26 protein-coding genes and 1 pseudogene are annotated in these 22,974 nt (G+C 64.4%); 18 read left to right on the forward strand and 9 right to left on the reverse strand.

Translation table 11 applies throughout. From position 1 onward, the window contains the following. Nucleotides 1-197 precede the first annotated feature (197 nt). From CH256_RS19985 to CH256_RS20025, 9 genes are all read left to right on the forward strand, one after another. Nucleotides 198-2,231, forward strand: a complete 2,034-nt coding sequence (locus CH256_RS19985) for a beta-galactosidase (protein WP_094670411.1) — start codon at nucleotides 198-200, stop codon at nucleotides 2,229-2,231. After that, a complete protein-coding gene (locus CH256_RS19990) occupies nucleotides 2,231-3,046 on the forward strand; it encodes a DeoR/GlpR family DNA-binding transcription regulator (RefSeq protein WP_068045263.1) in 816 nt (271 codons plus the stop codon). The genes CH256_RS19985 and CH256_RS19990 overlap by 1 nt, the downstream gene beginning before the upstream one ends. Next, nucleotides 3,033-4,178 (forward strand): galactose-1-phosphate uridylyltransferase, encoded by a 1,146-nt coding sequence (galT, locus tag CH256_RS19995; protein ID WP_094670412.1) that lies wholly within the window; start codon nucleotides 3,033-3,035, stop codon nucleotides 4,176-4,178. Before CH256_RS19990 ends, galT begins: the two co-directional genes overlap by 14 nt. After that, nucleotides 4,175-5,341, forward strand: coding sequence for a galactokinase (galK, locus tag CH256_RS20000; RefSeq protein WP_094670413.1), 1,167 nt, complete (start codon nucleotides 4,175-4,177; stop codon nucleotides 5,339-5,341). Before galT ends, galK begins: the two co-directional genes overlap by 4 nt. 21 nt (nucleotides 5,342-5,362) lie before the next feature. Continuing rightward, on the forward strand, nucleotides 5,363-6,454 hold the full coding sequence (locus CH256_RS20005; protein WP_094670414.1) for an ABC transporter ATP-binding protein: 1,092 nt from the start codon (nucleotides 5,363-5,365) through the stop codon (nucleotides 6,452-6,454). Between the two features lie 98 nt (nucleotides 6,455-6,552). After that, complete coding sequence (locus tag CH256_RS20010; protein WP_094670415.1) at nucleotides 6,553-6,783, forward strand: hypothetical protein; 231 nt, start codon at nucleotides 6,553-6,555, stop codon at nucleotides 6,781-6,783. A gap of 6 nt (nucleotides 6,784-6,789) precedes the next feature. Further along, on the forward strand, nucleotides 6,790-7,677 hold the full coding sequence (locus tag CH256_RS20015) for a hypothetical protein (RefSeq protein ID WP_094670416.1): 888 nt from the start codon (nucleotides 6,790-6,792) through the stop codon (nucleotides 7,675-7,677). A 48-nt stretch (nucleotides 7,678-7,725) separates the two neighbouring features. Then, nucleotides 7,726-8,202: a GNAT family N-acetyltransferase gene (locus tag CH256_RS20020; RefSeq protein ID WP_094670417.1), complete on the forward strand. Its 477-nt coding sequence runs from the start codon at nucleotides 7,726-7,728 to the stop codon at nucleotides 8,200-8,202. 97 nt (nucleotides 8,203-8,299) lie between these two features. After that, entirely contained in the window at nucleotides 8,300-9,130 is an 831-nt protein-coding gene (locus CH256_RS20025; RefSeq protein ID WP_094670418.1) for a MerR family transcriptional regulator, read from the forward strand. On the opposite strand, the gene CH256_RS20030 is transcribed toward CH256_RS20025, so the two are convergent. Both CH256_RS20030 and CH256_RS20035 read right to left on the reverse strand, forming a co-directional pair. Next, nucleotides 9,118-9,300 carry a hypothetical protein gene (locus CH256_RS20030; protein WP_068045244.1) on the reverse strand — a complete coding sequence of 61 codons (183 nt, stop codon included), beginning with the start codon at nucleotides 9,298-9,300 and terminating at the stop codon, nucleotides 9,118-9,120. The two genes, CH256_RS20025 and CH256_RS20030, sit on opposite strands and share 13 nt — an antisense overlap. Before the next feature lie 39 nt (nucleotides 9,301-9,339). Then, nucleotides 9,340-9,972, reverse strand: coding sequence for a DedA family protein (locus CH256_RS20035; protein WP_094670419.1), 633 nt, complete (start codon nucleotides 9,970-9,972; stop codon nucleotides 9,340-9,342). A gap of 135 nt (nucleotides 9,973-10,107) precedes the next feature. Here CH256_RS20035 and CH256_RS20040 point away from each other — a divergent pair, with 135 nt between their 5' ends. The 3 genes from CH256_RS20040 to CH256_RS20050 are packed head-to-tail and all read left to right on the forward strand — an operon-like array spanning nucleotide 10,108 to nucleotide 12,799. Next, nucleotides 10,108-11,382, forward strand: coding sequence for a sensor histidine kinase (locus CH256_RS20040; RefSeq protein WP_082898539.1), 1,275 nt, complete (start codon nucleotides 10,108-10,110; stop codon nucleotides 11,380-11,382). After that, nucleotides 11,373-12,029: a response regulator transcription factor gene (locus CH256_RS20045; protein WP_068045236.1), complete on the forward strand. Its 657-nt coding sequence runs from the start codon at nucleotides 11,373-11,375 to the stop codon at nucleotides 12,027-12,029. Before CH256_RS20040 ends, CH256_RS20045 begins: the two co-directional genes overlap by 10 nt. Then, complete coding sequence (locus CH256_RS20050) at nucleotides 12,026-12,799, forward strand: DUF4097 family beta strand repeat-containing protein (protein WP_094670420.1); 774 nt, start codon at nucleotides 12,026-12,028, stop codon at nucleotides 12,797-12,799. Before CH256_RS20045 ends, CH256_RS20050 begins: the two co-directional genes overlap by 4 nt. Before the next feature lie 20 nt (nucleotides 12,800-12,819). Here CH256_RS20050 and CH256_RS20055 read toward each other — a convergent pair whose 3' ends face one another. Both CH256_RS20055 and CH256_RS28895 read right to left on the reverse strand, forming a co-directional pair. Beyond that, nucleotides 12,820-14,037 (reverse strand): FAD-binding domain-containing protein, encoded by a 1,218-nt coding sequence (locus CH256_RS20055; RefSeq protein WP_094670421.1) that lies wholly within the window; start codon nucleotides 14,035-14,037, stop codon nucleotides 12,820-12,822. A 42-nt stretch (nucleotides 14,038-14,079) separates the two neighbouring features. Continuing rightward, complete coding sequence (locus tag CH256_RS28895; protein ID WP_306437432.1) at nucleotides 14,080-14,439, reverse strand: FmdB family zinc ribbon protein; 360 nt, start codon at nucleotides 14,437-14,439, stop codon at nucleotides 14,080-14,082. Between the two features lie 68 nt (nucleotides 14,440-14,507). Between CH256_RS28895 and fmdA the strand changes: the two genes are divergently transcribed. Together fmdA and CH256_RS20070 are read left to right on the forward strand one after the other, a co-directional pair. Continuing rightward, entirely contained in the window at nucleotides 14,508-15,761 is a 1,254-nt protein-coding gene (gene fmdA / locus CH256_RS20065) for a formamidase (protein ID WP_037195472.1), read from the forward strand. 6 nt (nucleotides 15,762-15,767) lie between these two features. Then, a complete protein-coding gene (locus tag CH256_RS20070) occupies nucleotides 15,768-16,265 on the forward strand; it encodes a hypothetical protein (RefSeq protein ID WP_094638496.1) in 498 nt (165 codons plus the stop codon). 6 nt (nucleotides 16,266-16,271) lie between these two features. On the opposite strand, the gene CH256_RS20075 is transcribed toward CH256_RS20070, so the two are convergent. Beyond that, a complete protein-coding gene (locus tag CH256_RS20075; RefSeq protein ID WP_094638497.1) occupies nucleotides 16,272-16,868 on the reverse strand; it encodes a hypothetical protein in 597 nt (198 codons plus the stop codon). A 296-nt stretch (nucleotides 16,869-17,164) separates the two neighbouring features. Between CH256_RS20075 and CH256_RS20080 the strand changes: the two genes are divergently transcribed. Both CH256_RS20080 and CH256_RS20085 read left to right on the forward strand, forming a co-directional pair. Beyond that, on the forward strand, nucleotides 17,165-19,042 hold the full coding sequence (locus CH256_RS20080; RefSeq protein ID WP_256989493.1) for a DUF222 domain-containing protein: 1,878 nt from the start codon (nucleotides 17,165-17,167) through the stop codon (nucleotides 19,040-19,042). 100 nt (nucleotides 19,043-19,142) lie between these two features. Then, nucleotides 19,143-19,499 (forward strand): hypothetical protein, encoded by a 357-nt coding sequence (locus CH256_RS20085; RefSeq protein ID WP_141215231.1) that lies wholly within the window; start codon nucleotides 19,143-19,145, stop codon nucleotides 19,497-19,499. Between the two features lie 6 nt (nucleotides 19,500-19,505). Here CH256_RS20085 and CH256_RS20090 read toward each other — a convergent pair whose 3' ends face one another. Together CH256_RS20090 and CH256_RS20095 are read right to left on the reverse strand one after the other, a co-directional pair. Then, nucleotides 19,506-19,703 carry a PLD nuclease N-terminal domain-containing protein gene (locus CH256_RS20090; protein WP_068045214.1) on the reverse strand — a complete coding sequence of 66 codons (198 nt, stop codon included), beginning with the start codon at nucleotides 19,701-19,703 and terminating at the stop codon, nucleotides 19,506-19,508. 15 nt (nucleotides 19,704-19,718) lie between these two features. Further along, complete coding sequence (locus tag CH256_RS20095; protein ID WP_094670422.1) at nucleotides 19,719-20,729, reverse strand: hypothetical protein; 1,011 nt, start codon at nucleotides 20,727-20,729, stop codon at nucleotides 19,719-19,721. Nucleotides 20,730-20,845: 116 nt separating this feature from the next. Here CH256_RS20095 and CH256_RS29030 point away from each other — a divergent pair, with 116 nt between their 5' ends. Further along, nucleotides 20,846-21,037: a PLD nuclease N-terminal domain-containing protein gene (locus tag CH256_RS29030; RefSeq protein WP_373454850.1), complete on the forward strand. Its 192-nt coding sequence runs from the start codon at nucleotides 20,846-20,848 to the stop codon at nucleotides 21,035-21,037. On the opposite strand, the gene CH256_RS20105 is transcribed toward CH256_RS29030, so the two are convergent. Next, entirely contained in the window at nucleotides 21,019-21,471 is a 453-nt protein-coding gene (locus tag CH256_RS20105; RefSeq protein WP_176460230.1) for a GNAT family N-acetyltransferase, read from the reverse strand. The genes CH256_RS29030 and CH256_RS20105 overlap by 19 nt on opposite strands. Continuing rightward, complete coding sequence (locus CH256_RS20110) at nucleotides 21,458-22,432, reverse strand: aldo/keto reductase (protein ID WP_094670429.1); 975 nt, start codon at nucleotides 22,430-22,432, stop codon at nucleotides 21,458-21,460. The genes CH256_RS20105 and CH256_RS20110 overlap by 14 nt, the downstream gene beginning before the upstream one ends. Before the next feature lie 64 nt (nucleotides 22,433-22,496). On the opposite strand from CH256_RS20110, the pseudogene CH256_RS20115 reads away from it, so the two are divergent. Next, nucleotides 22,497-22,974: pseudogene (locus CH256_RS20115) on the forward strand (aminotransferase class IV); the annotation flags it as partial.

The following is a 22,974-nucleotide window of genomic DNA, read 5'->3' on the forward strand; positions in this document are numbered from 1 at the left end:
GGAAAATATCGATAACGATCAGAAGTGAACATTCCGCTGTGCGTTCCGCGGTACTCGTCTGACCGTTCGGGGTGATGCAGGTTACAGAAACACGACGCCACGGCGTCTGTCAAGCTCTTCGAGGCCCGCTCACCAGCATCAGTAAGAAAATGTTCATTCATGTTGACATCTGAGGACGTCTCGTTCATATTGTGAGCATGGACACAGCGCGACGCAGCACCTGGCCGACCCAGGGAATCTCCTTCGGGGGCGACTACAACCCCGAGCAGTGGCCCGAGGACGTCTGGCGACGTGACGTCGAACTGATGCACGAGGCCGGTGTCGACTTCGTGACCGTCGGTGTGTTCTCCTGGGCTCGTCTGCAGCCGACCGCCACGACGTGGGACTTCGAGTGGCTCGATCGCGTCATGGATCTGATGCACCAGGGCGACATTCGCGTGGACCTGGCCACGGCCACCGCGTCGCCGCCGCCGTGGTTGGCCACTGCGTACCCGCAGATGCGTCCGGTCGACGAGCGCGGCTACCGCTACGCCATCGGCAGCCGTCAGACGTGGAGCCCCAGTTCCGCTGTGTACCGCGAACATTCACTGGTACTGGTCGAGAAGATGGCCTATCGTTACGGCGAGCACCCCGCGCTCGCGATGTGGCACGTCTCCAACGAACTCGGTTGCCACAACGCCCTGTGCTACTCCGACGACAGCGCGCACGCGTTCCGGGAATGGCTCAGCGCCAAGTACATCGACCTCGAAACCCTCAACACCGCGTGGGGCACCGACTTCTGGAGCCAGCGGTACAGCGACTGGGACGAGATCGTTCCCCCGTCGGTGAGCACCACGTTCGGTAATCCCACGCACCAACTCGACTGGCGCCGTTTCTGCTCCGACGCGCTCCTCGAGCAGTACCGCGCCGAGAAGGCGGTGCTGAACCGCATCACCCCTGGCGTGCCGGTCACCACCAACTTCATGGTGGGTATGGGCCAGGGCCCCGCACTCGCCGGCAACATGGACTACGCGTCCTGGGCCCCCGAGCAGGACATCGTCTCCACCGATCACTACCTCGTCGGTCCCGAGACCGGCGATGCCGCAGCGCATCACAAGCTTTCGTTCTCGGCCGACCTCACTCGTGGCGTTGCCGGCCGTCGACCCTGGTTATTGATGGAGCATTCCACCAGCGCCGTCAACTGGCAGCACATCAACCGCGCCAAGGTCCCCGGCGAGATGATGCGAAACTCACTGGCACACATGGCTCGCGGAGCAGACGGCATCGCCTATTTCCAGTTCCGCGCCTCCAAGGCCGGGGCAGAGAAGTTCCATTCGGCTCTGGTTCCGCACGCAGGCGAGGACTCCGCCCGCTGGCGCGAGGTCGTCGAACTCGGTGCGGCACTGCGTCGCATGGCCCCGGTGGCAGGCAGCACCGTCGACGCGCGGGTCGCCGTGCTCTTCGACTGGGCCTCGCAGTGGGCGTGCGAGCAGGAGGGTCATCCGTCGATGGCGATGCAGCCCATGGAGATTGCCCGCCGCGCCCATCACGGGTTCACCTCTGCTGGCGTGACGTGCGATGTCGTTCCGTCGTCGACGGACCTGAGCGACTACGACGTGATCGTGGTTCCGGCCCTCTACCTGTGCAGTGATGAGACCGCTGCACGGATTGCCGACGCGGCCGAGGCGGGTGCGCAGGTGCTCGTCACTGCTTTCTCGGGAATCGCCGACGAGGACGACCACGTGCGACTCGGCGGCTACCCGGGAGCTTTCCGAGAGTTGCTCGGAGTCCGCGTCGAGGAGTTCTTCCCGCTCGCCGAGGGCGAGACCCTGCCCCTCGACGACGAGACCGTCGGTGAGATCTGGAGCGAATACCTCGCTGCGTCCGAGGATGTCGATGTCCTCGCGCGGCATACCCAGGGCCATCTGCGCGGTGTTCCCGCGCTGACCAAGCGAACCGTCGGCACCGGCGCTGCCTGGTATGCGGCCACCGTTCCCGACGCGGCGGGCTGGGCCACGCTGGCCGACAAGCTCTGCGCTGGAGCCGGTATCGAGACTCGACGAGATCTGGGATTTGATGTGGAGATCGTGCGGCGCTCGGCGGGGGAGCAGTCCTGGCTCTTCGTGCTCAACCACGGAAGTGACAAGGTGAGTGTGCCGGCCACCGGCACCGATCTGGTCAGCGGCGCACACGTCGACGGCGAGCTGATCGTGGCTGCCGGCGGTAGTGCAGTGATTGCCGAGAACAGCTGATGCTCGCCCATCAGCGTCAGCAGAAGATCCTCGACCAGGTGACGGCGCAGGGTGCGGTCAAGGTCGCCGATCTGGGCACTGCACTGTCGGTGTCGGACATGACCATTCGACGCGACATCAACGAATTGGTGGCTCGCGGTCTGGTCGAGCGGGTGCACGGCGGTGTCACGCTGCCACGATCGGCGAGCGTGTTCGAGCCGGGCTTCTCCGCGAAGTCCGAACTGGATCGAGATGCCAAGGCGGACATAGCCAAGGCCGCAGCGCGATTCGTGCGACCGGGGACCTCCATCGGCATCTCCGGCGGTACCACCACGCATGCGCTCGCTCAGGAACTACTCGACATCCCGGACATCACCGTCGTCACCAATTCGCTTCCCGTCGCCGAGGTCTTCCACACCGGTGGCCGAACGGATCAGACCGTCCTGCTCACCGGCGGACAACGCACGCCCTCCTATGCGCTGGTCGGACCACTCACCGTCAGCGCGTTGCAGAGCATCCACCTGGACATGCTGTTCCTCGGAACGCACGGAGTGGACATCGAATCAGGGCTCACCTGCCCCAATCTGATGGAAGCACAGACCAATCAGGCGCTGGTGGCATCGTCCCGACGCGTCATCGTGCTGGCCGACCACACCAAATGGGGCGTCCGCGCGCTCGCCAACACCATCCCGCTCTCCCGCGTCGACGTGTTCGTCACCGATGCCGGGCTCGACCCCGGCGTGCAGGACGCGTTGTCGGAGGTGGTCGACGACGTGGTGATCGCCGGAGGACCCGTCGACACGAACGAGGAACGAGTACTCGATGACCGCGCATGACGCCACGACGCACGCACTGCGCAAGACGTCGACCACTCTGGCCGACGGCCGCGAGCTGATCTACTACGACGACACCGAGCCCTACGTCTCCGGCGGAGCCACCCGAGACTTGGTCGATACCCGCGCTCTCTCACCGTCGATGTCGCAGTCGCAGATGCGATTCGACGTCCTCACGGGTGAATGGATCGTCATCGCGGCGCAGCGAATGGACCGCACGTTCCTGCCCCCGGCCGACGCGTCGCCGTTGGCACCGAGCCGCCCCGACAGGCCGGCGACAGAGATTCCAGCTGCGGACTACGACGTGGTGGTGTTCGAGAACCGGTTCCCATCACTGTCCGAAACTGCTGCACAACAGACGCTTCCGACAGAGGTGGACGGCGAGGCGCTGTGGCCGCTCGCGCCAGGCACCGGACGCTGCGAGGTGATCTGTTTCGCCAGTGATCCCGACGCCTCCTTCGTGTCGTTGGAGCTCTCTCGCGTCCGCACCATCATCGACGTCTGGGCCGACCGTACGGCTGCCCTCTCGGCTGTCCCCGGTGTGGAGCAGGTCTTCTGCTTCGAGAACCGCGGAAAGGAAATCGGCGTCACGCTGACGCACCCGCACGGTCAGATCTACGCCTACCCCTATCTCCCGCCCCGCACCGACGCGATGATGCGACAGTCGCGCACACACTTCGAGCGCACCGGTCGAGTCCTGCTCGCCGATGTACTCGCGGCCGAGCTGCGTTCGGGTCGACGCATCGTCGTCGACGCCGAACACTGGGTCGCGTACGTCCCGGCGGCGTCGCGCTGGCCCGTCGAGGTACATCTCGCTCCTCGTCGTGACGTGGCGGACCTGGCCGAGTTGAACGGTGCCGAGCGGGACGAACTGGCCGGGGTCTATCGCGATCTGCTGCGCGGCGTCGATGCATTCTTCGAAGGCGTCGACGAAGTGCCGTACATCTCGGCGTGGCATCAGGCCCCCGTCGGAGCCGATCGCGAACTGGGACGTCTGCATCTGCAACTGTTTTCGATGATGCGCTCACCGGGCAGGATGAAGTTTCTGGCCGGGTCGGAATCGGCGATGGGCGCGTGGGTCAACGACACCACGCCCGAGCGGATCGCCGATCGCCTGCGCGAGGTGCTGGCATGAATTGGCTCGAGGTGGTGCCCGAGGAGGATCTCGCCGACGCAGCAGCGGCGTTGTTCCGCAGTGCATTCGGCGGCGAACCCGACGGCGTCTGGATCGCTCCCGGACGCGTCAATCTCATCGGTGAGCACATCGATTACGCAGGCGGACTCGTGTTGCCGTTCGCGCTGCCGTACGCAACCGCAGTCGCTGTCCGGCGCCGCGAGGACACTGTGATGCGCGCCGTATCGACACATACCGACGAGTCGTGGACGGGTGAGCTCGCGGAGATCGGTCCGGGCACGCCGTCGGGTTGGGCCGCGTACGTGGCAGGTGTGTCCTGGGCACTGCAGGTTCACGGCGTCGGCGGAGTCGATGTGGCCGTGCACTCCTCGGTACCGGTGGGCTCGGGGTTGTCGAGCTCGGCGGCCCTCGAATGCTCGTTCGCGCTGGCGCTCGACGACCTCTTCGATGTGCAGGTCGATCGGAAAGTGTTGATCGACGCCAGTATTCGGGCCGAGAACGAGATCGCCGGTGCGTCGACCGGAGGCATGGATCAGAACATCGCGATGTCGGCCCAGTCGGGACATGCGCTGCTACTCGACTGTCTCGACGGTTCGACGCGTCAGATTCCCCTCGATCTCGCCACGTCGGGAACTCGGTTGCTGGTGATCGACACCAACGCGCCGCATCGGTTGGTCGACGGTCAGTACGGAGAACGCCGGAATGCGCTGGACACCGCGTACGCCGAATTGGGGGTGACGACGCTGCGCGGTCTCGATCTGGACAAGGCGGTATCGGGACTCGTCGACGACACCCTGATCGCGCGAGTTCGCCACGTGATCAGCGAAATTCGCCGAGTGGAGGAGGCCGCCGAACTGCTCGACCGCGGCACCGCAGGAGCCGAACTCGGTGAGTTGATGACGGCCTCGCACGCGTCCTTGCGAGACGACTACGAGGTCAGCTCACCGGAGCTGGACAGTGCGGTCGATGCGGCGCTGCGCGCGGGTGCATACGGGGCCCGGATGACCGGCGGGGGATTCGGCGGCTCGGCCATTGCGCTGGTGCCCTCGGAGCTGGTCCAGGCTGTGGCGGACGAGATCGCTACCAGCGCAGCACGATCCGGACTGCCGGAACCCACTTTTCTGACCGCCGAGCCCTCCGGCTCCGCGCATCGATTCTTCTAACCTCTACAAAGGAGCACTCCCATGGCACAGGTCACGTACGAAGGAGCGACCAAGCTCTATCCGGGATCGGACGTCGCGGCGGTCGAATCGTTGGACCTCGCCATCGAGGACGGCGAGTTTCTGGTTCTCGTCGGTCCGTCCGGCTGCGGAAAGTCCACCTCGTTGCGCATGCTCGCCGGGCTCGAGGACGTCGACTACGGTGCCATCAAGATCGGCGATCGCGACGTCACCTCGCTGGCACCCAAGGAACGCGACATCGCGATGGTGTTCCAGAACTACGCGCTGTACCCGCACATGACCGTCGCCAAGAACATGGGCTTCGCACTCCAGATCGCCGGGATGGACAAGGCCGAAGTGGGCCGACGCGTCGAGGAAGCGGCGAAAATACTCGACCTCACCGACTACCTCGGCCGTAAACCCAAGGCGCTCTCCGGCGGTCAGCGTCAGCGCGTCGCGATGGGCCGCGCGATCGTGCGGAACCCGCAGGTGTTCCTCATGGACGAGCCGCTGTCCAACCTCGACGCCAAGCTTCGCGTTCAGACCCGCACGCAGATTTCCTTGTTGCAGCGCAGGCTCGGCACCACCACGGTGTACGTCACCCACGATCAGGTCGAGGCCATGACGATGGGTGATCGTGTGGCGATCATGAAAGCCGGTGTGCTGCAGCAGTGTGCCAGCCCGAAGGAGCTGTACGAGCGCCCGGTCAACGCATTCGTCGCCGGGTTCATCGGCTCTCCCGCGATGAATCTGTTCGAGGTGGACGTGGTCGCCGGAGCCGCGAAGCTGGGCTCGCTGTCGGTCCCCATCGAGCGCGCCATCGCCGACCGGATCGACGGCAGCCGCGTGACGATGGGCGTGCGACCGGAAGCGTGGACGCTCTCCGAGTCCGGAACGGACATCGTCGTCGATGTTGTCGAGGAACTCGGTGCGGACGCCTACATCTACGGCCGGACCGTCGAGGACGCGTCGAATCTCGGCACCGTCGGGGCACAGATCGTCGCGCGCATCCCCGATATCGCAACCCCGTCGCAGGGCGATGTCCTTCGACTCGCCCCACGCGCCGAGTCCGCTCACTACTTCTCGACGACAACAGGATTGAACCTGCGCCCCTAGGCCTCCTCTCGCTTCTCAACGGCTGTTGCGTTAGTCTCCTCGGCGGGGTGAGTCCGATCTGCACCGATTGCGGATCCACGTTTTCCGGGGGATACGAAATGTCGAAGAAGTGGTTGCGCGGCGTCGTGGTGTCTGCAGCGGCGGTCGCGTTGTGTCCGATTGCTACGGCCTCGGCGGATCCTGCGCCGAGTCCGGCACCAGCGACCATCATGGGGTCCATCGACAACGGGCCGGGTCACTTCAGCGTTTTCCGTACCGTCGACAGCGGCCAGCGTCCGACCGCGGAGGACAACGCGGCGTGCAACGACTACTTCCGCTCCCCGCGTTAGTCGACCGTGGTCGAACGCCTCGACGCGCGGATGTACACCTTCACCAACGACCCGTCGACGGGCTTCTTGCAGAACCCCACGGCTCAGAACGTCGGACCGATCTACGTGTGCGCCGGGCCGACCGTCGACGGCCAGGCCTTCCTCGACCAGTGGGGCGCACTGACAGCCCCCGGACTGGGCGAGTTGTCGATGTACGGGCCGTGCGGGATCGAGTTCATGATCGGGTTGCCCGGCCGCGCGGCCGTCGATTGTGTTCTGCGAGTGAACCCCAACGATTCCGGGGTCACCGACGGTGTCGCGACCAGCAACTCGATCGTCAACCCGCTTCGCCTGCCGGACGGACGCACCGGCTCGCTGTGGACGCTCTACACACTCGGTGAAGGCACCGCTCCCGTGCCGGAACCCGTTGCGGGAACGCCGCAACCGACCGGTTCCGTGAAGTACAGCGTCGGGCGCGAGGTGAACTCGGTCTCGACCGGAAGCACCCCCGCATGCCCGGGTGGAGTGCGCACGACGGAGATTCACGCGGTGTCGGTGGACGCCGCCACCGGCGCGGCTTCGACCGAGCCCTCCGCGGACGTCGCAGCCACAGCATCGATCTGCTACCAGAATCCGTCGTCTCCGGATTTCGGCGCGTCGTTGAGCATCACGAGCTACGGTGTCACGCCTGCGCTCACGGCCACGTCCACCGGACAGTGCCGTCGTATCGATCTGCCGATCGAGCCGGGCACCGTGCAGCAGTCCTGCGGCTTCACCTTGCCGCCGCAGCCTGCTCTCGGCCTGACCGGCGGCCAGGTGACACTCAACGGTCTGGTTCCGACGAACGATGCTGCAGGATCGGCAAACTCGGCCATCTGGACCACCTCGTTCCTCGGTTCCATCACCCCTCGATGAACAGACGTCGGATCGGGGCGCGCCTCGATCCGGTGCTACCGTCTGCCGGTGCACCTCGTCGTTCCCTCCGATGACTTCGCCGCCGCCTGGCGGGAGGCTCATGCCGAGTGGGGGCCTGGGTTCCACGAGGACGGCTTCGGGCTGACGGCCGGCGATGATGTCGAGTCGGCACAGGGCTTTTCGGACTGGGTCGAGCGGCTTCGGGCCGACGCCGAGTGCACGTACCGCTGGATCGTGCAGGGCGAACGCGTAGTGGGTGCCGTTGCACTCAGACACGACAGCCATGAACTCGCCGACCGTCTCGGGCACCTCGGCTACGGGGTTCGACCGTCCGAACGAGGTCGGGGAGTTGCCTCTTGGGCAGTAGTCGAGGTGCTGAGGCTCGCCGCTGATGTCGGCATGACCCGGGTAACGGCGGTATGCGGGGTGGACAACGCGGCCTCGATCGCGACGCTGGAGCGAGCCGGAGGCCTACGTGTCGACTTCATCGGAGCGGCGGTTCGCTTCTCGATTTCCGTGCCCTGAAGAATCGGGTGCAGCTGACCGCGCTCACCGCGGTCCAGTGCACCCGATTTTGCGCTCTTGACCCTCACACTGTGTGAGACGAGAACCTCGGAGGGTCATGTTCAGCATTGGAGAGTTCGCATCGATCGGCCGGGTGTCGGTTCGCATGCTTCGGCATTACGACGAGATCGGGCTGTTGACGCCGGCACGGGTGGATCCGTTCACGGGCTATCGCTCGTACGACGGTTCACAGTTCGAGGTTCTGGGACGCATTCTCATGTTCAAGGACCTCGGATTCAGGCTCGACGAGGTGACGCAGATCGTGCACGGCCAGGTCGATGATGATCGGCTACGCGAGATGCTTGCCGCGAAGCGTGACGATGTCGCGCGTCGACTCGATCTCGATGCCGCTCGTCTGCGTCGCATCGATGCGCGTCTCTCCCACACCGAAGGGATTTCGATGATCACCGTGGACACCAAGTCGTTGCCACCCACCCGTGTTGCTCTCGTCACCGAGACCGCCGCCGGGTTCGGGCCGGAGAACATCGGCCCGGTCATCGGCCCGATGTACGCCCGACTCGCCCAGACGCTCGCTGGGCACGGCGTGACGTTCGGGCCGTCGTCGATCGCCATGTACGAGGCCGTCGACGACGGGGACGGCAGCGGCATCACCGTGCATGCCGCCTTCGAGGTGACACCTGAGGTCGTTTCGGGTGAGGGCTTCGAGGTTCGTGAGCTTCCGCCCGTCGAACTCGCGGTGACCACCGTTCACCACGGTTCGATGGCCACGATCGGTGAGACCTGGGAACAGTTCATGGCGTGGATCGAGGCCAACGGTTACGAACTCTCCGGCATCTGCCGCGAGTACTACCTGGTATCGGAGCCGCAGCCGCAGGAGAACTGGGTCACCGAGTTGCAGCAGCCGGTGGTTCGACGTCAGGACGCCTGAGCGAACTCCACGAGGGCAGTGCACTGGCAGCCGCCGGTGACCTCCTCGCATTCGAGCACCAGGAAGTGGCGGACGTACTCGAGGTCCACGCAGTCCGGCTCCGTGCACTCCGCACCGCCGACCGCGTGGATCACGAGTGTGCCGTGGCAGGTATCGAAGCGTGCGGACATGCGAATCCCTTTCTGTCGTCTCTCTCTACATCCTTGATATCACCGGGCTCCGACAAGTTCGGGAGAAGACGAGCGTGTTCGACGCCTGAGCTGGGTCGCGATCATGATCGTCAGGGCCGGAATCCAGGCGTATCCCAGGGCGGTCCTGATGATGGTCCGGTCGCCCAGCCATGCTCCGGCCGACACCAGTACACCTGCCCACACGACAGCGGCCAGCAGGCTGAGCACCACGTATTCGCGATGCCGCAGTGAGGAGGTCGCGACGAGTCGGGGCGTGATGGTGCGGACACCCCCGATGAGGTGACCGGCAGCGGCGACAGTGCGTGGTCGTGATCGTGCGTGTGTGGCCAGCCCGTGGACAACCCTGGTCACCGCGGCAGGCAGCGCCGACTCCGCACGCCCGAGACCCAACACCGTGCCGGTGCGGCGACCGTGCCAGAACGCCCACTGCGCCCCCAGGCTCGACGCGACCGCGGCGGTGACGACGGCAGGGAGCCACGGTACGACGCCGATCGACGTCAGCACCCCGAGCGTGATCGGGACGCTGTTTCCTGGTGTGAAAAGACCGAGCAACGACGCGGACTCGAACGCCAGCAGCACGAATACGACGGCGAAGACGACCCATACGGGCACGGACGACAACCGGTCCACATCGAGGATGTTCAGGTTCATACTTGTCGAATCTGGTCGACCGTGGCGCGGAGAACACCACGATCGACCCACGGATCGACGGTAGGGCCAGCCCTACCTCGGGCCGTGGGTTCACACTGCGGACAAGCCGACGACACCCGACTTAGGCTGATCCGCATGAACGAGGCTCTACCGATTCCCGTGAATCCACTCAGGGCGTGGATATCGCCGCACTGGTGGCTTGCGGTGGCGTCGTTGCTGGCATCGACGGTGGCCGGACTGGGCGGTTGGATGATCCTGGGCCTGCTGATCCTGGCGGTGTGCGCACTGCCGTTTGCGCTCAGCGGGGTGCTCGTCTTCGCGCTGACGATAGTGGCGCTCAAGTGGATGGACCGTGCAGCGCGTGCCGGAATCGGTTTCACCGGTGGAATTGCCATCGAGGGCCCCGAAGTGACCGTGTACCCGACCAGTTGGCGCAAGTTCGTCTGGTGCCTTCGCGACATCGGATTGTGGAAGTCGTTGTGCTACTGGCTCATCCGTATTCCGGTCTCTGCTGTTCTGCTGTTCTTGCTGCCGGCGCTCTTCGTGGCCCTGCCGGTTCTCGCGCTGGCCCCGGTCGCCTGGATCGTGTCGAATCCGGTCGCCGATCAGCTCGAAATCGGCGAGCGGGTGGGCTATCCGTTCGTCGCGTTGGTCGGTTTCGCGTCTTTGGTGACCTTCGTTGCGGGAGTTCCGCTGCTGCTCACCGCCCTGGCGCGACTCGACTGGTGGAGTGCCGCAGCCCTTCTCGGCCGATCGGAGTCCAGTAGGAGAGTGGACGAATTGACGGTGAGTCGAGCTCGTGTCGTCGACGCTGCGGATGCCGAACGCCGTCGCATCGAACGCGATCTGCACGATGGGGCCCAGCAGCGGCTCGTTTCGGTGGCGATGTCACTGGGGCAGGCGAAGTCGCGTGTCTCTGCGAGCGAGGACGCGGTGTTGAAAGAACTGCTGGACGACGCACACCGAGAAGCAAAGAACGCGATCGGCGAGATCCGCACCCTCACCCGCGGTTTGCATCCACCGATCCTGACCGACCGTGGCCTCGACGCCGCACTGTCGTCCGTCGCGGCGTTGTGCACGGTACCGGTGACGTTCCGGATAGACCCTGCCCTTTCCGGTGATCGACGCCCGGACGCCACCGTCGAGTCGACGGTCTACTTCGTCGTCTCGGAGGCCCTGACCAACGTGAGCAAGCACGCGAAGGCCGACCACGTCCGAGTGGACGTCTCGAGAGTCGAGTCCGCAGTGCGGGTAACGGTGGTCGACGACGGTTGTGGCGGAGCGCATCCGGCACCGGGAGGCGGCCTGGCCGGGCTCGAGGACAGGCTCAGCGGAATCGACGGAACCCTGTCCATCACGTCGCCGTCCGGTGGCCCGACGCGGCTCGAGGTGAGCATCCCGTGCGAGTGATCATCGCCGACGATTCGGTTCTGTTGCGAGAGGGCGTCGCTCGCCTGCTGACCGATACCGGAGCCGACGTGATCGGCAAGGTGGCCGACGCGTCGGAATTGCTCGCGGCCATGTCTGCTGCCGATCCGCTTCCCGATGTCTGTGTGGTCGATGTACGCATGCCGCCCACCTTCCTGGACGAAGGTCTGCGCGCAGCGCTGGTCATTCGCCAACGGTGGCCCGCTGTAGGGGTTCTCGTGCTCTCGCAGTACGTGGAGGAACGGTACGCTGCCGAGCTCATTCGGCAGAGCACGGACGGCGTCGGCTACCTGTTGAAGGACCGGGTAGCCGACGTGGACGAATTCGCCGATGCCGTCCGGACCGTTGCCACCGGTGGCACGGTCATCGATCCAGAAGTGGTGCAGCAGATTCTGGCTCGGGCCCCACGATCGGATCCACTCGATTCGCTGACCCCACGCGAGCGGGAAGTGTTGACCGCCATGGCCGAAGGCAAGTCGAACGCCGGAATTGCCGCTGCTCTGGTGGTCGGTCAAGCAGCCGTGGAGAAGCACATCGGAAACATCTTCGCCAAGCTCGGGCTGCTCGGAGACAGCGCCGATCACCGCCGTGTCATGGCCGTCCTGCGATATCTGGGAGCGATTCAGTGAGAAAAGTTCTGTGGCGCACTGCTGTCGCCGTGTCGGTTGCCGTCGTAGTGGTGGGTACCGCAGGAGCGGCCACGACGGCCACCCTCGCCGTCGGCTTCACCACCCCGAAGATGCAGTCTTTCGATTACTCCGCCGATACGGCGATCGTCGGGAACAATCTCTCCGTCACAACCAGATTCGCCAAGGTGTCGGTGTCCATGAGCCCCGACTCGGACCTGCACGTACGGGCCGACGGGTCCTACCGAGGGGATACTCCGACGGTCGACATCAGTGACGACGGCTCGACGATCGCTGTGGAGTGTTCCTACCGCAAGCGAGGCAGCTGCGACATCGGCCTCGAACTACGGATACCCGCCGGCTCGATTCTCGACATCGACGCAGCAGCAGGCGACGTGGAGCTCTCCGACGTGGACGCGCAGGCATCGGTGTCCACGTCCGCGGGATCCGTGACAGCTCGGGGATCTGCCGGAACCCTGGACATCACCACCGGATTCGGTGACGTCGACATCACCGACGCAGCTGTGTCGGCAGTCGAGGTGGACACGACGTTCGGTCGGGTCGCCCTGGATTCGAGGGTGCCACCGGACTCGGTCCGTGTACAGAACATGCAGGGCGACAGCACGATCGAACTGCCGGCGGCCGATTTCTACGACGTCGAGGCGACGTCGGAGAAAGGAGATGTCGACATCGACGTCGTCGACGATCCGAATTCCCCGAGGTCGGTGTCGATCACCAGTGAAGACGGCCGGATTTCGTTGCAGCGGAGATAGTTTCGGTCGGTGACTTCTGTTCAATGACTCCGACGCCACGCGCTGAACGATCTGACCGAGGACGTGGTGGGACGCACCAGCCACGGCCACGGATGCAACTCGACCGGGGCCACGGCGTCGGCGATGCGGGAGAAGCCGGGAACGGGCGCCCAGGTGGTGGCCAGGGCGCGCTCGGAGAGTTCGTCGGCCACTCGACCGCGGCGCACCTCCAACGGGCGGGTCGACGCGATCTCACCGAGCGTCTCGGCAAGAAAGACCAGCCTCTTGCCGGAGAGCCTCAGTTTCCGCAGCAGTGGTTCGTCGAACACGAACACGGCAGGTCGATCGGGCTGCGCTGCCAGGGCCGGGTCTGCGGTGCCGAGCGACTCTGCTGTGATCCACACTTGTTCTGCGCCTTGTCCTTCCACGTGAGCAGGACCGGCGGGAATCGGAGCCTTGTTCAGATCCGGGCCGTCGACCGCGGGGCCGAGATCGTCGTCGGGCCAATTCTCGATGGGGCACGCATCGTTCAGTGCGCAGTTGCGGCACAGGGACGGTGCTCGCTTGTTCACCTGCCATCGACTGAAGCCGTACACTTTGCCGCTTCCGGTGCCGACGGTCCACTGCCAGCCGAGGCGATTGGCGGCGCGAGAGCCGTCGAGTAGGTGAGCGAACATCTCGTCCTCGCCATCGCGCCACGTTGCACCGGCGCGGACTGCCCACTGGGACGCCAGCCACATGCGAGTTTGATTGACGAGCCAGCCGTCGTGCAATTCACCGACCACCGAAGACATGCAGTTCATCTCCTCGGGCCACGGCTGCGCGGTCCAGCCCTGCGGTCGTGGCTGTTCGCGGCGCAGGGACTGCCCCAGTTCTGTTCCGACCCGTGCATAGAGGTGGCGAGCATATTCCTGCCACATCAATTCGTCGCGGTAGCGGGAGCGGTCGCGGGAGGGAGCGTCGGCGACCGCGTCCCACACTTCGCGCAGAGTCAGCAGCCCGTGGCGGATGTACGGCGACATGCGGCTCGCACCTCGGCGATTCACCGGCAGGACCGTGCTTCGATCGCGTGCATAGCCGGTGATGTCGAGTCCGGCCAGCGCGGTATCGGCAGCGGACTGCCCACCTCGAATGGCACCGGCGGTGACCCCGTCCGCCCCCTCGCGAGTCAGATCGCCCAGGTGCTCGGCAACCCAGGCGACGACGTCATCGGTGGCGGCACCGTCGGCGATGGATGGGGGAGGAGGCAGCTCGGACATGCCGTCGGACTTCCCCGTCGGGAGGAAAGGGAAACGCGGGTGTCAGGGTCGCGGCAGGCGTCGATGAAGCGGGTTCGATGTCGTTCTTGTCGCCGCCCTCCCCTGGTGAGGTACGGACGAGACGACGGCGGGCGTGTCCGCAGTGGCGCGGGCGGCATCGTGCGCTTGCATCGCAGCGCTGTTTCCTCTACCGAGAACGGGTGAGGAGATCTTTCGGGCTGCCGCCTGCCCGCATGCCGGACACGGCACCTCCGAGGGCACGTCGGCCATGGAGAATCGCTGCTCGACGGGGGCGCAACGCTGTGCGCAGCGGAAGCTGTAGGTGGGCACGTATCCGAGGGTAGCGTTAGATGTCGCATCAGCGACGTTCCGGCACAACGTCATACAAGATTTACATGCCATATGCGGCCGGATGCGCCACGACGGTGCAATGATCGAGGCAGGGGAATCCGCGCAACCGGAGGTGTTCAGTGCCCGAACTGCTGTTTCCGCTCGACTCGACGAAGAGCTTCACCGAACAGGAGATCGTCGGCCACAACCGATGGCATCCCGACATTCCGGCGGCGGTCACGGTCAAACCCGGCACATCTTTTCGAGCCCACTGCCGCGAATGGTTCGACGGGGCCATCCACAACGACGATTCCGCCGAGGACATTCTGAATGCGCCGCTCAACAACGTGCACACACTGTCCGGGCCGTTCCACATCGAGGGAGCCGAGCCCGGCGACCTGTTGATCGTCGACATCCTCGACGTAGGGCCGATCCCGCAGGAGGATTCGGGTCCGCTGGCCGGTCAGGGCTGGGGTTACACGGGAATCTTCGCCAAGGAGAACGGCGGCGGGTTCCTCACCGATCGATTCCCCGACGCGTACAAGGCAATCTGGGATTTCTCGGGGCAGACCACCACATCTCGTCACGTTCCCCACGTGAAGTACACCGGCATCACCCATCCCGGCCTCATGGGGACCGCGCCATCGGCGCAGTTGTTGGCGAAGTGGAACGCCCGTGAAGGTGCCTTGATCGCTACCGACCCCAATCGTGTTCCGCCACTGGCACTTGCCCCAGAACTCGACGGGGCGATTCTCGGATCACTGAGCGGCGACGAATTCTCCCGTGTCGCAGGTGAAGCCGCGCGCACGGCACCGCCCCGCGAGAACGGCGGAAATCAGGACATCAAGAACCTCACCAAGGGCACTCGCGTCTTCTATCCGGTGTTCGTGCCCGGGGCGAAGCTGTCCTTCGGCGACCTGCACTTCTCGCAGGGAGACGGAGAGATCACGTTCTGTGGAGCCATCGAGATGGGCGGCTTCATGGACCTGCACGTCGACCTCATCAAGGGTGGCATGGAGACCTACGGGGTGAGCGAGAACGCGATCTTCATGCCCGGCAACACGGCACCGCAGTACTCGGAATGGATTGCGTTCTCGGGCATTTCGGTGACCGTCGACGGTGAGCAGAAGTATCTGGACTCCGACCTGTCGTACCAGAACGCATGCATGCACGCGATCGACTACCTCACCAAGTTCGGCTACAGCCCCGAGCAGGCATACCTGCTGCTGGGATCGGCCCCGATCGAAGGACGCCTGTCCGGCGTGGTGGACATCCCCAATTCCTGTGCCACCGTATACATCCCCACCGCGATCTTCGACTTCCCGATAGCACCTTCTGCCAGCGGACCATTCCAAATCGACCCGGGAATGGGAGCGCCGAGGGCTCAGTTCTGACGCCGTATGCCGACACTGTGGATGCTCGAGGACCTAGAGCCCTTCCCCGACGAGCCTGTCGTAGGTGCGGTGTGTACACCGACGACCTACTGGGCGTCACCCGACGCGATGGACCTACCCGCTGAGGTGTGTACCGAGGTGCAGGCTCGAGTGGAGGCTGTCACCACCAACGGCCGGACGGAGCGGGTAGCGCACCTCGGCAACGGGTTCACCACGATGATGGGCGACGGTAACTTGGTCGGTGACGTGATGTTGCACGGCTGCTTGGTGTGGGACCGGTACCTATGGATCGATTTCTGGGCAAGGCCGCGGGGTAGCGTTCGCGTGTTGGATCGCCCCGGCTTTCTAGCACGGCACGAGGAACATACTCCAACGCCACATCCCGGGATGTTCGCCGTGACGCCGTACGGACGCATGGAGTATCGCGAACACGGCTCATTGCCAATGAGTTTCGGTGTGCAGTGGAACGTGCTTCTGGTCGAGACTGTTGCATCGAATGGTTGAGGAGTCTCAGTCGTTGTGCTCGTCGTGGCCCTGAGTGACAATCTGGTCGACGCGGACTGGCATGGATGCGATGGAGGTGAGCGCGAGAATGTCGGCGACGGTTTCTGCGCTGCCTCCGAGGTACGCGCAGTGGAAGTCGAAGTGCTGAGCCACGCACCATGTGTGATCGCTGGGCCACCACAGATTCGGTGACAGTCCTTCGAGTGTGTCCGCTGCGCGTGAGACCGGTCCCTTCAACAGGAAATAGTCGTAGCCGGCGATGGCTGCGGTCGGTGCCGTCGCGCGAATGCCATCGAGCGCGGTGTTGCCTTCCCAGACGGCGAACCAGCACTCGTCCGGTGCTGTCGTGCTTCGAGCGAGTACTTCGATGATGGATTCCAGCTGATCCTGCCAGCGTGCAACGAATTTCGACGGAATCGGACGCGACATGCTGCTGCGTGCTGGATACAGGATGCGGGCATAGGCGTCGAACACAGTGGGGACCAGCGAGCCCACTGTGGTTGTGGCGAGGCCGTCGAGGTTGTAGTCCACCCACTGCGCTTCCGAGACATTCTGCTGCAGATCGTCGTTCGACCATACCGGGTGATACGTGCTCGATGCCATAGCCCTCACGCTACCGACATCGAGTGCGCCCGCTGACAGGTTGAGCCACCACCCGCCAGGCGAATTGTTCAAGCCAGGATCGTTCAGCTCCGAATGCCGATCATGCGGTTCGGATGTCTCACGTCAGTTCCTACCACCGTGACTGCGTAGATGATGGGCGGAGCCGTCGACAGTCGTCTTGCCCTGTTCGTAAATCTGTTCGAAACTTGTCGGTGGGTCGCGGTAGATTTTGTACATGCTTTCGGGGGACGGCGGATCAGGGGTGGACGGCATCGATGTGGTGCCGCCTGCCTGACGTGTCCGATCCTGACTTGTCGGCATTGGTGGAGCGGGTCGAGTCCGCGGTTGCGGAGTTGACGGAGCAGGCGTCGGTGTCGTGGACGAACGCCGACCGGCGTGCGGTGATCCAACGCATGGAGATGCTGAACCGATCCTTGTCGGCCTATTCGTACACCTGGCTGAACGAGCTGATCTCTCAGCACGGCCTCGACGTGTATCCGGGCTCGGTCCCGTCGTCGGTGGCGTGGATGCTGCGGATCACCCCTCGAGCAGCAGGAGCACGAGTGCGTCTGGCTGCACAATTGGGTGATCGAACGTCGTTGTCCGGTGAAGTACTGGCCCCGTTGCTGCCGCGAACTGCCGAAGCATTACGGGCCGGGTTGCTCGATGCCAAGCATGTGCAGATGATCCGCGAGTTCTTCCGTCATCTGCCCTCGAGTGTCGATCCGCAGACCCGCGATCTCGCCGAACAACAGTTGGTGGAACAGGCAGTGAAATTGCGGCCGGACGATTTCGCGCCGGTGGTGGCGTGCCTGGACGCGATGGTGAATCCGGACGGCGATCACGACGATGATGACGATGATGACGATGACGACGGAAACCCGCCGAAGCCGCGAAAGCGGAGGGATGCGTTCTTCTACCTCGGCGAGCAAGGGGCCGACGGTATGTCGGAAGGCAAATTCTGCGTCGACCCCGAACTACGCGCCTACCTCGAAGCCCTGTTCTCGAAAGCCGCGAAACCTGGCATGTACAACCCCGCCGACGGCAAACCGATCGTCGACGACGACACCGGAAGCGACGGGGACGACCAGACCTCGGGCGAGGATGCCCACGCACGACCGCAGCCCGGGACCACGCCCCGCGAAGCAGGGGCGAGTGATGCAAGATCGGGGGACTCCAATTCCGAGACACCACCGCTACCTAAGCGGGAAGCCCGGTGGCCACGTGATGCGGGACTCTGGAACGACGGCCCTTGCGGTGAGGGCCCTTGCGGTGAGGGCCCTTGCGGTGATGGCCCTTGCGGTGACGACGATTGCGGTCACAACGAATGCGGTCACGACGACTGCGGAGGCGGCATCGAATGCGGTTGCGGTACAGGCTCCGACGACGCCTCCTCCGACGACACTTCCTCCGACGGCCCTGCTGCCAGGCGTACCGCTGCCGGGCACGGCGATACTGAGAGCAGTCAGGCAAGGGCCGAGGCTGCGGCGTCAACGCGCGAGGCCGCCGTCCAGCGTGACATCCGCACCCAGAACGAACGTCGTCACGACGCCCTGAAGCTGGCGCTCCGGCACACACTTGCCTCCGGGACTCTCGGCACACACCGAGGCCTGCCCGTCACCGCCATCGTCACCATGAGCCTGAAGGATCTGGAAGCCGGCTGCGGTTACGCGAAGACCGCTACCGGATCCCGCGTGTCGATTCGCGACGCCATCCGCATGGCCTCCCATGCCCACCACTACCTGACGATCTTCGACGACGACGGCAGAGCCCTCTATCTGGGCCGTTCCAAACGCATCGCCTCCGCCGATCAGAGGATCGTGCTCATCGCCCGGGACCGTGGTTGCAGCTTCCCGTCCTGCACCCGGCCGGCAACGTGGTGCCAGGCCCATCATGTCGACGACTGGACCACCGGTGGGCTCACCGACATCGACGGATTGACCTTCGGCTGCGACATGCATCACGCACTCGTGGGCACCGGACCCGGAAAGTGGGCAACCACCAAAACCACAGCAGGACATCGCTATCCAGGTCGCACCCTGTGGCATCCACCGGCCGGGATGGACCCCAAGCGCCGCGGGCTGATCAATCACGCCCACCACCCAGAGGAAGTGCTGTACCCGCCGGACCACCATGACGACACCGGCGACGTGGAACCACGACAACCCGCCTGACGACCCACACCAGTCTCAGGGCACAGCCCTGCCTGTAATCAGCACAACCTGCCTGCTCGAGGGACGGACTCGGAGGTCGGCGGTTGCGTACGGTGGGTCGATGATGGTTCTCGGGAGCGGCACGGCTTCGTTGTCGCCGCCTGCGCGCTTCGTGTGGAATGCGCTGATGCATCCCGATCTGCACCCGCACAATCGAGGCTTCGCCTGGCCGGTGATGTTCCAGGACGCGCCGCCGCCTCGGGTGGTCGAGAGCAGTGAGTTCGACCGTGTCGTGTGGAGCTCACCGTGGCCTACCGTTCCGGAAGTGCTGGTGCAGTTCGATTTACGACCGAATACCCAGCTCCGATGGACGCTGCTGGCTCACGCACCTACGCCGAGTCTGCAGACGATCGAATGGTTGCGCGCTCAGGCAAGCCATCTGGTGAATGTCGATCTCAGGAGCGCACTCGGTCACTAGCGGCGGCTAGCCGTTGCCGCCGCTCGGCCCGTAGGAATACCGCTTACCGATTGTGAACCACAGGATCGGCCCGATGATGGGCAGAACGAACGCAACGAGAATCCATGCCAACTTGGCAAAGAACCCCATGTAGCGATCACGGACGATCGAGAAAACAGCCATGGTGAACAGGGCAAGCGCGATAGCGATACCGGTAGAGGTCATCTGTCGAGACGGAACTCAGTCGGTTCCGCGCAGATAATCGCGACGTACCGCGACTCGCCGACCACGGTCCACCGGATCCCCTGGGTGCAACGATTGCTGCAATTCGAGGATTGCAGCATCATCCAACTCCGTGTCGAACGCTCCGGCCGCCCAGTCCCAGTCCTGCGTGGACCACACATAGTGCGTCACCCTCCACATTGGTGCCCATCCCTCGTCGCTGCGGGGACGGCGACCCAGGAACGTTCTGCGAGAACTGGTGTCGAAGCCCCCGTTATCGGCGATGCGAACGTCCTCGGGAGTGAAATCCAAAGGCGCGCGGACGGTCAGTGGCGTCGATGCCACCTGGTCGGTGAACCACTGGACGTGCTCGTGACGCAATGCCCTCGACTCGTCCTCGAGCAGTTTCTGGTACTCCTCGGTGGTGTATGCGGGCCCGTCCCAGGCGAACAACGCCTCGTCGATCGGTTCGCCCACTGCGAGTTCGACGAACTGCGAACCGATTCCGACTTCGTCGATGCGGTCACCCAGGATGAAGCCGGACTCGACGTCGACCCAGATTCGGAGCGGATACGGCTTGTCCTCCGGCGGAGCCAATCGAACCGTCCAACACTTGCGCCCGGCGAACTCGACCGTCTCCACCGGCCCGGTGGGTTGGGCGAACTCGTTGCCGGCCCATTCGGCGGTACTGCGTTGTTGCAACAAGAATTGGCTGGGCCCGAGGTAGATCACTCTGCCGAGTGGGCCGACGCGAGGCCGGTCGGCCGGGCCCGTGAAGTCCCAGGCGCGCGTGCCGTCGCTGATGAAGATGGGACTGCCGTCGATGCGTTCCACGCGGGTTCTTCGCCCGGATCGCCACACCCGACAGTTGTCTTCGGGCCGGATCAGAACGGGTGGCGTTCCGCTGTAGGCGAATCCGTGACGAAAGGACTCGGGGCTGCCCGCTTCGTGGACTTCCTCGATAGTGCCGCGCAACGGTATGTTCGATTCACTTGTCATAGCCGTGAGCACTTCGATCCACGCGGTCATGGCCGCAGCCTAATGCGATCGAACTCGACAAGGTGGAGTTCGGAGTCGAAGGGAGTCGGGTGAGAATCAGCGCCGAGGTCAATCCCACACTTCCGCTGGCGTTCGACCTTGCCTGGATGTCCGTGGTCGTGTTGTGGCTGGTGCTCGTCGTTGTTGCGTGGATGTCGATATTTCGCAGCACTCAGTCGCGGAAAGGCACGAAATTCTGGTGGTGCGTATTTGTATTGCTGATGCCGATAACCGGTGCACTGATCTGGTTTTTCGCTCGCCCGCGCAACTCCGACAACGATCAGCGAACGAGTTCGTAGCGAGCCAGCCACAGTCCCGGCAGTACTTCTTGATCTTCGGTGTGTACGAAGCCGAGTGATTCGTACAATCTGCGGGCCGGCGCATTGTCCCGTCCGGTAGCCACTTGCACACGTTGTCCCACAATCGAATCCAGCATCACGTCCACCAAACCGCGTCCGATGCCCCGGCGATGTGCATGTGGAGCCACCACCAGGCGATCGATCTCCGCCTCGGACCATGCAGCGGCACCGAGGATTTCGTGACCTTCTCGCGCGACGAGCCAATAAACGTGTGCGGCGCACAGATCGTCCACCGACTCGTGCAGCAGCGGAATCCTGCTGTCACCGATCAGTTTTGCTTCGACCGCATACGAACTCTTCTGCACTGCGAGAATCTGCTCAGCGAGGCCGAAGTCGGCGGCAGGGTCGACACCGACGATCTCAATAGCGACCACCAGCGGGAGCCGGCAAAGCGTCGAGTGCAGCGAGGTGATCGGCGCTCAAGGTCAACTCGGCCGCTCCTGCATTCTCGTCCAGACGCGACGTGCGCCGGGTGCCGGGAATCGGGACCACATGTTCACCCTGCGCCAGAACCCACGCCAGGGCCACCTGCGCAGGCGTCGCACCGAGCTCGTCGGCGACCGCCGCGATGGCGTCGACGATCACGAGATTGGCATCGAGGTTGTCCTGGCTGAAGCGAGGCAATCGTGAACGGAAATCGTCTGCGGCAGGTGTGGTTCCGCGAAAGTTGCCGGTCAGGAAGCCGCGGCCCAACGGTGAGAAAGGCACGAATGCCGCACCGTTGTCTTGCGTCCACTTCAGGGAGGTCTCGAGGTGGTCGCGCGTCCACAGTGACAGTTCGGACTGCACGGCGGAGATCGGATGCACCTGCTGGGCCCGATCGAGCTGCTCGGCGGTGAACTCCGAGACCCCCAGTGCGCGAACCTTTCCGGCCTGCACGGCCTCGGCCATCGCGCCGATGCTGTCTTCGACATCCACCTCGGGATCCGGGCGATGCAGGTAGTACAGATCGATGTGATCGACGCCCAGGCGGCGGAGCGAATCGTCGATCGCCGAACGCAGGTGCTCGGGCTTGCCGTTGGGGCCCGAAATGACGGGTTCTCCGGCGTCGCCGATATGAGATTCGAGACCGCCCTTGGTCGCGAGGATCACCTCGTCACGTCGGCTACCGATGGCTGTGCCGACGACCTCCTCGTTGGTGAACGGTCCGTACACATCGGCCGTGTCGATGAAATTCACACCCAGGTCCAGGGCGTGCCCGATGACGTGATCGGGGCTTTCCGTCCGGTCGTCGGCCTTGTATGCCCAGGTCATTCCCATGCACCCCAGGCCGATGGCACCCACCTCGGGGCCGTCGTTCCACAGGGTCCGGGTCTGTACTGTTCGTGCGCTCATGAACTCGACCATACGACGAGAAATGTGTTGTCGCTCGGACTTGCCGGGCGACTAGCATCGCCGCATGGCTCTTCCACACTCGAAGGTGTATTTCGGCGACCGTTTGGTCGAGGCGCAGGATGCGACGCTCGGAGTAGCGACCTCGGCCGTTCTGTACGGGCTCAGTGTCTACACCGTCTTCCCCGTGCAGGTGGACGGCGATCGGCGTACCGCGTTCCGGTTGCTCGATCACTACCAGCGACTGGTCGAGTCCTGCAAGATCATCGGCATCGACACGTTCGCGTCGCAGTGGACGTTCGAGCGGTTCCTACAGGCAACGCGCGACGTGGTCGACGCCAACGCCCCGACGACCGAGGTCTACGTCCGAGCCACCGTTCACGTGGACGAATCGATCCCCGGAACACGGGTGCGCGGGCTGCACACCACGGTGTCGATCTTTCTGTACGACGCCAATCCCATTGTCCCGCAGGACGGCATGCGGTTGAAGACGAGTGTGTGGCGTCGAATCCCCGACAACGCCATTCCATCGCGCGCCAAAGTCA

It is taken from the genome of Rhodococcus sp. 05-2254-6, assembly GCF_002258565.1.
Lineage (GTDB): Bacteria > Actinomycetota > Actinomycetes > Mycobacteriales > Mycobacteriaceae > Rhodococcoides.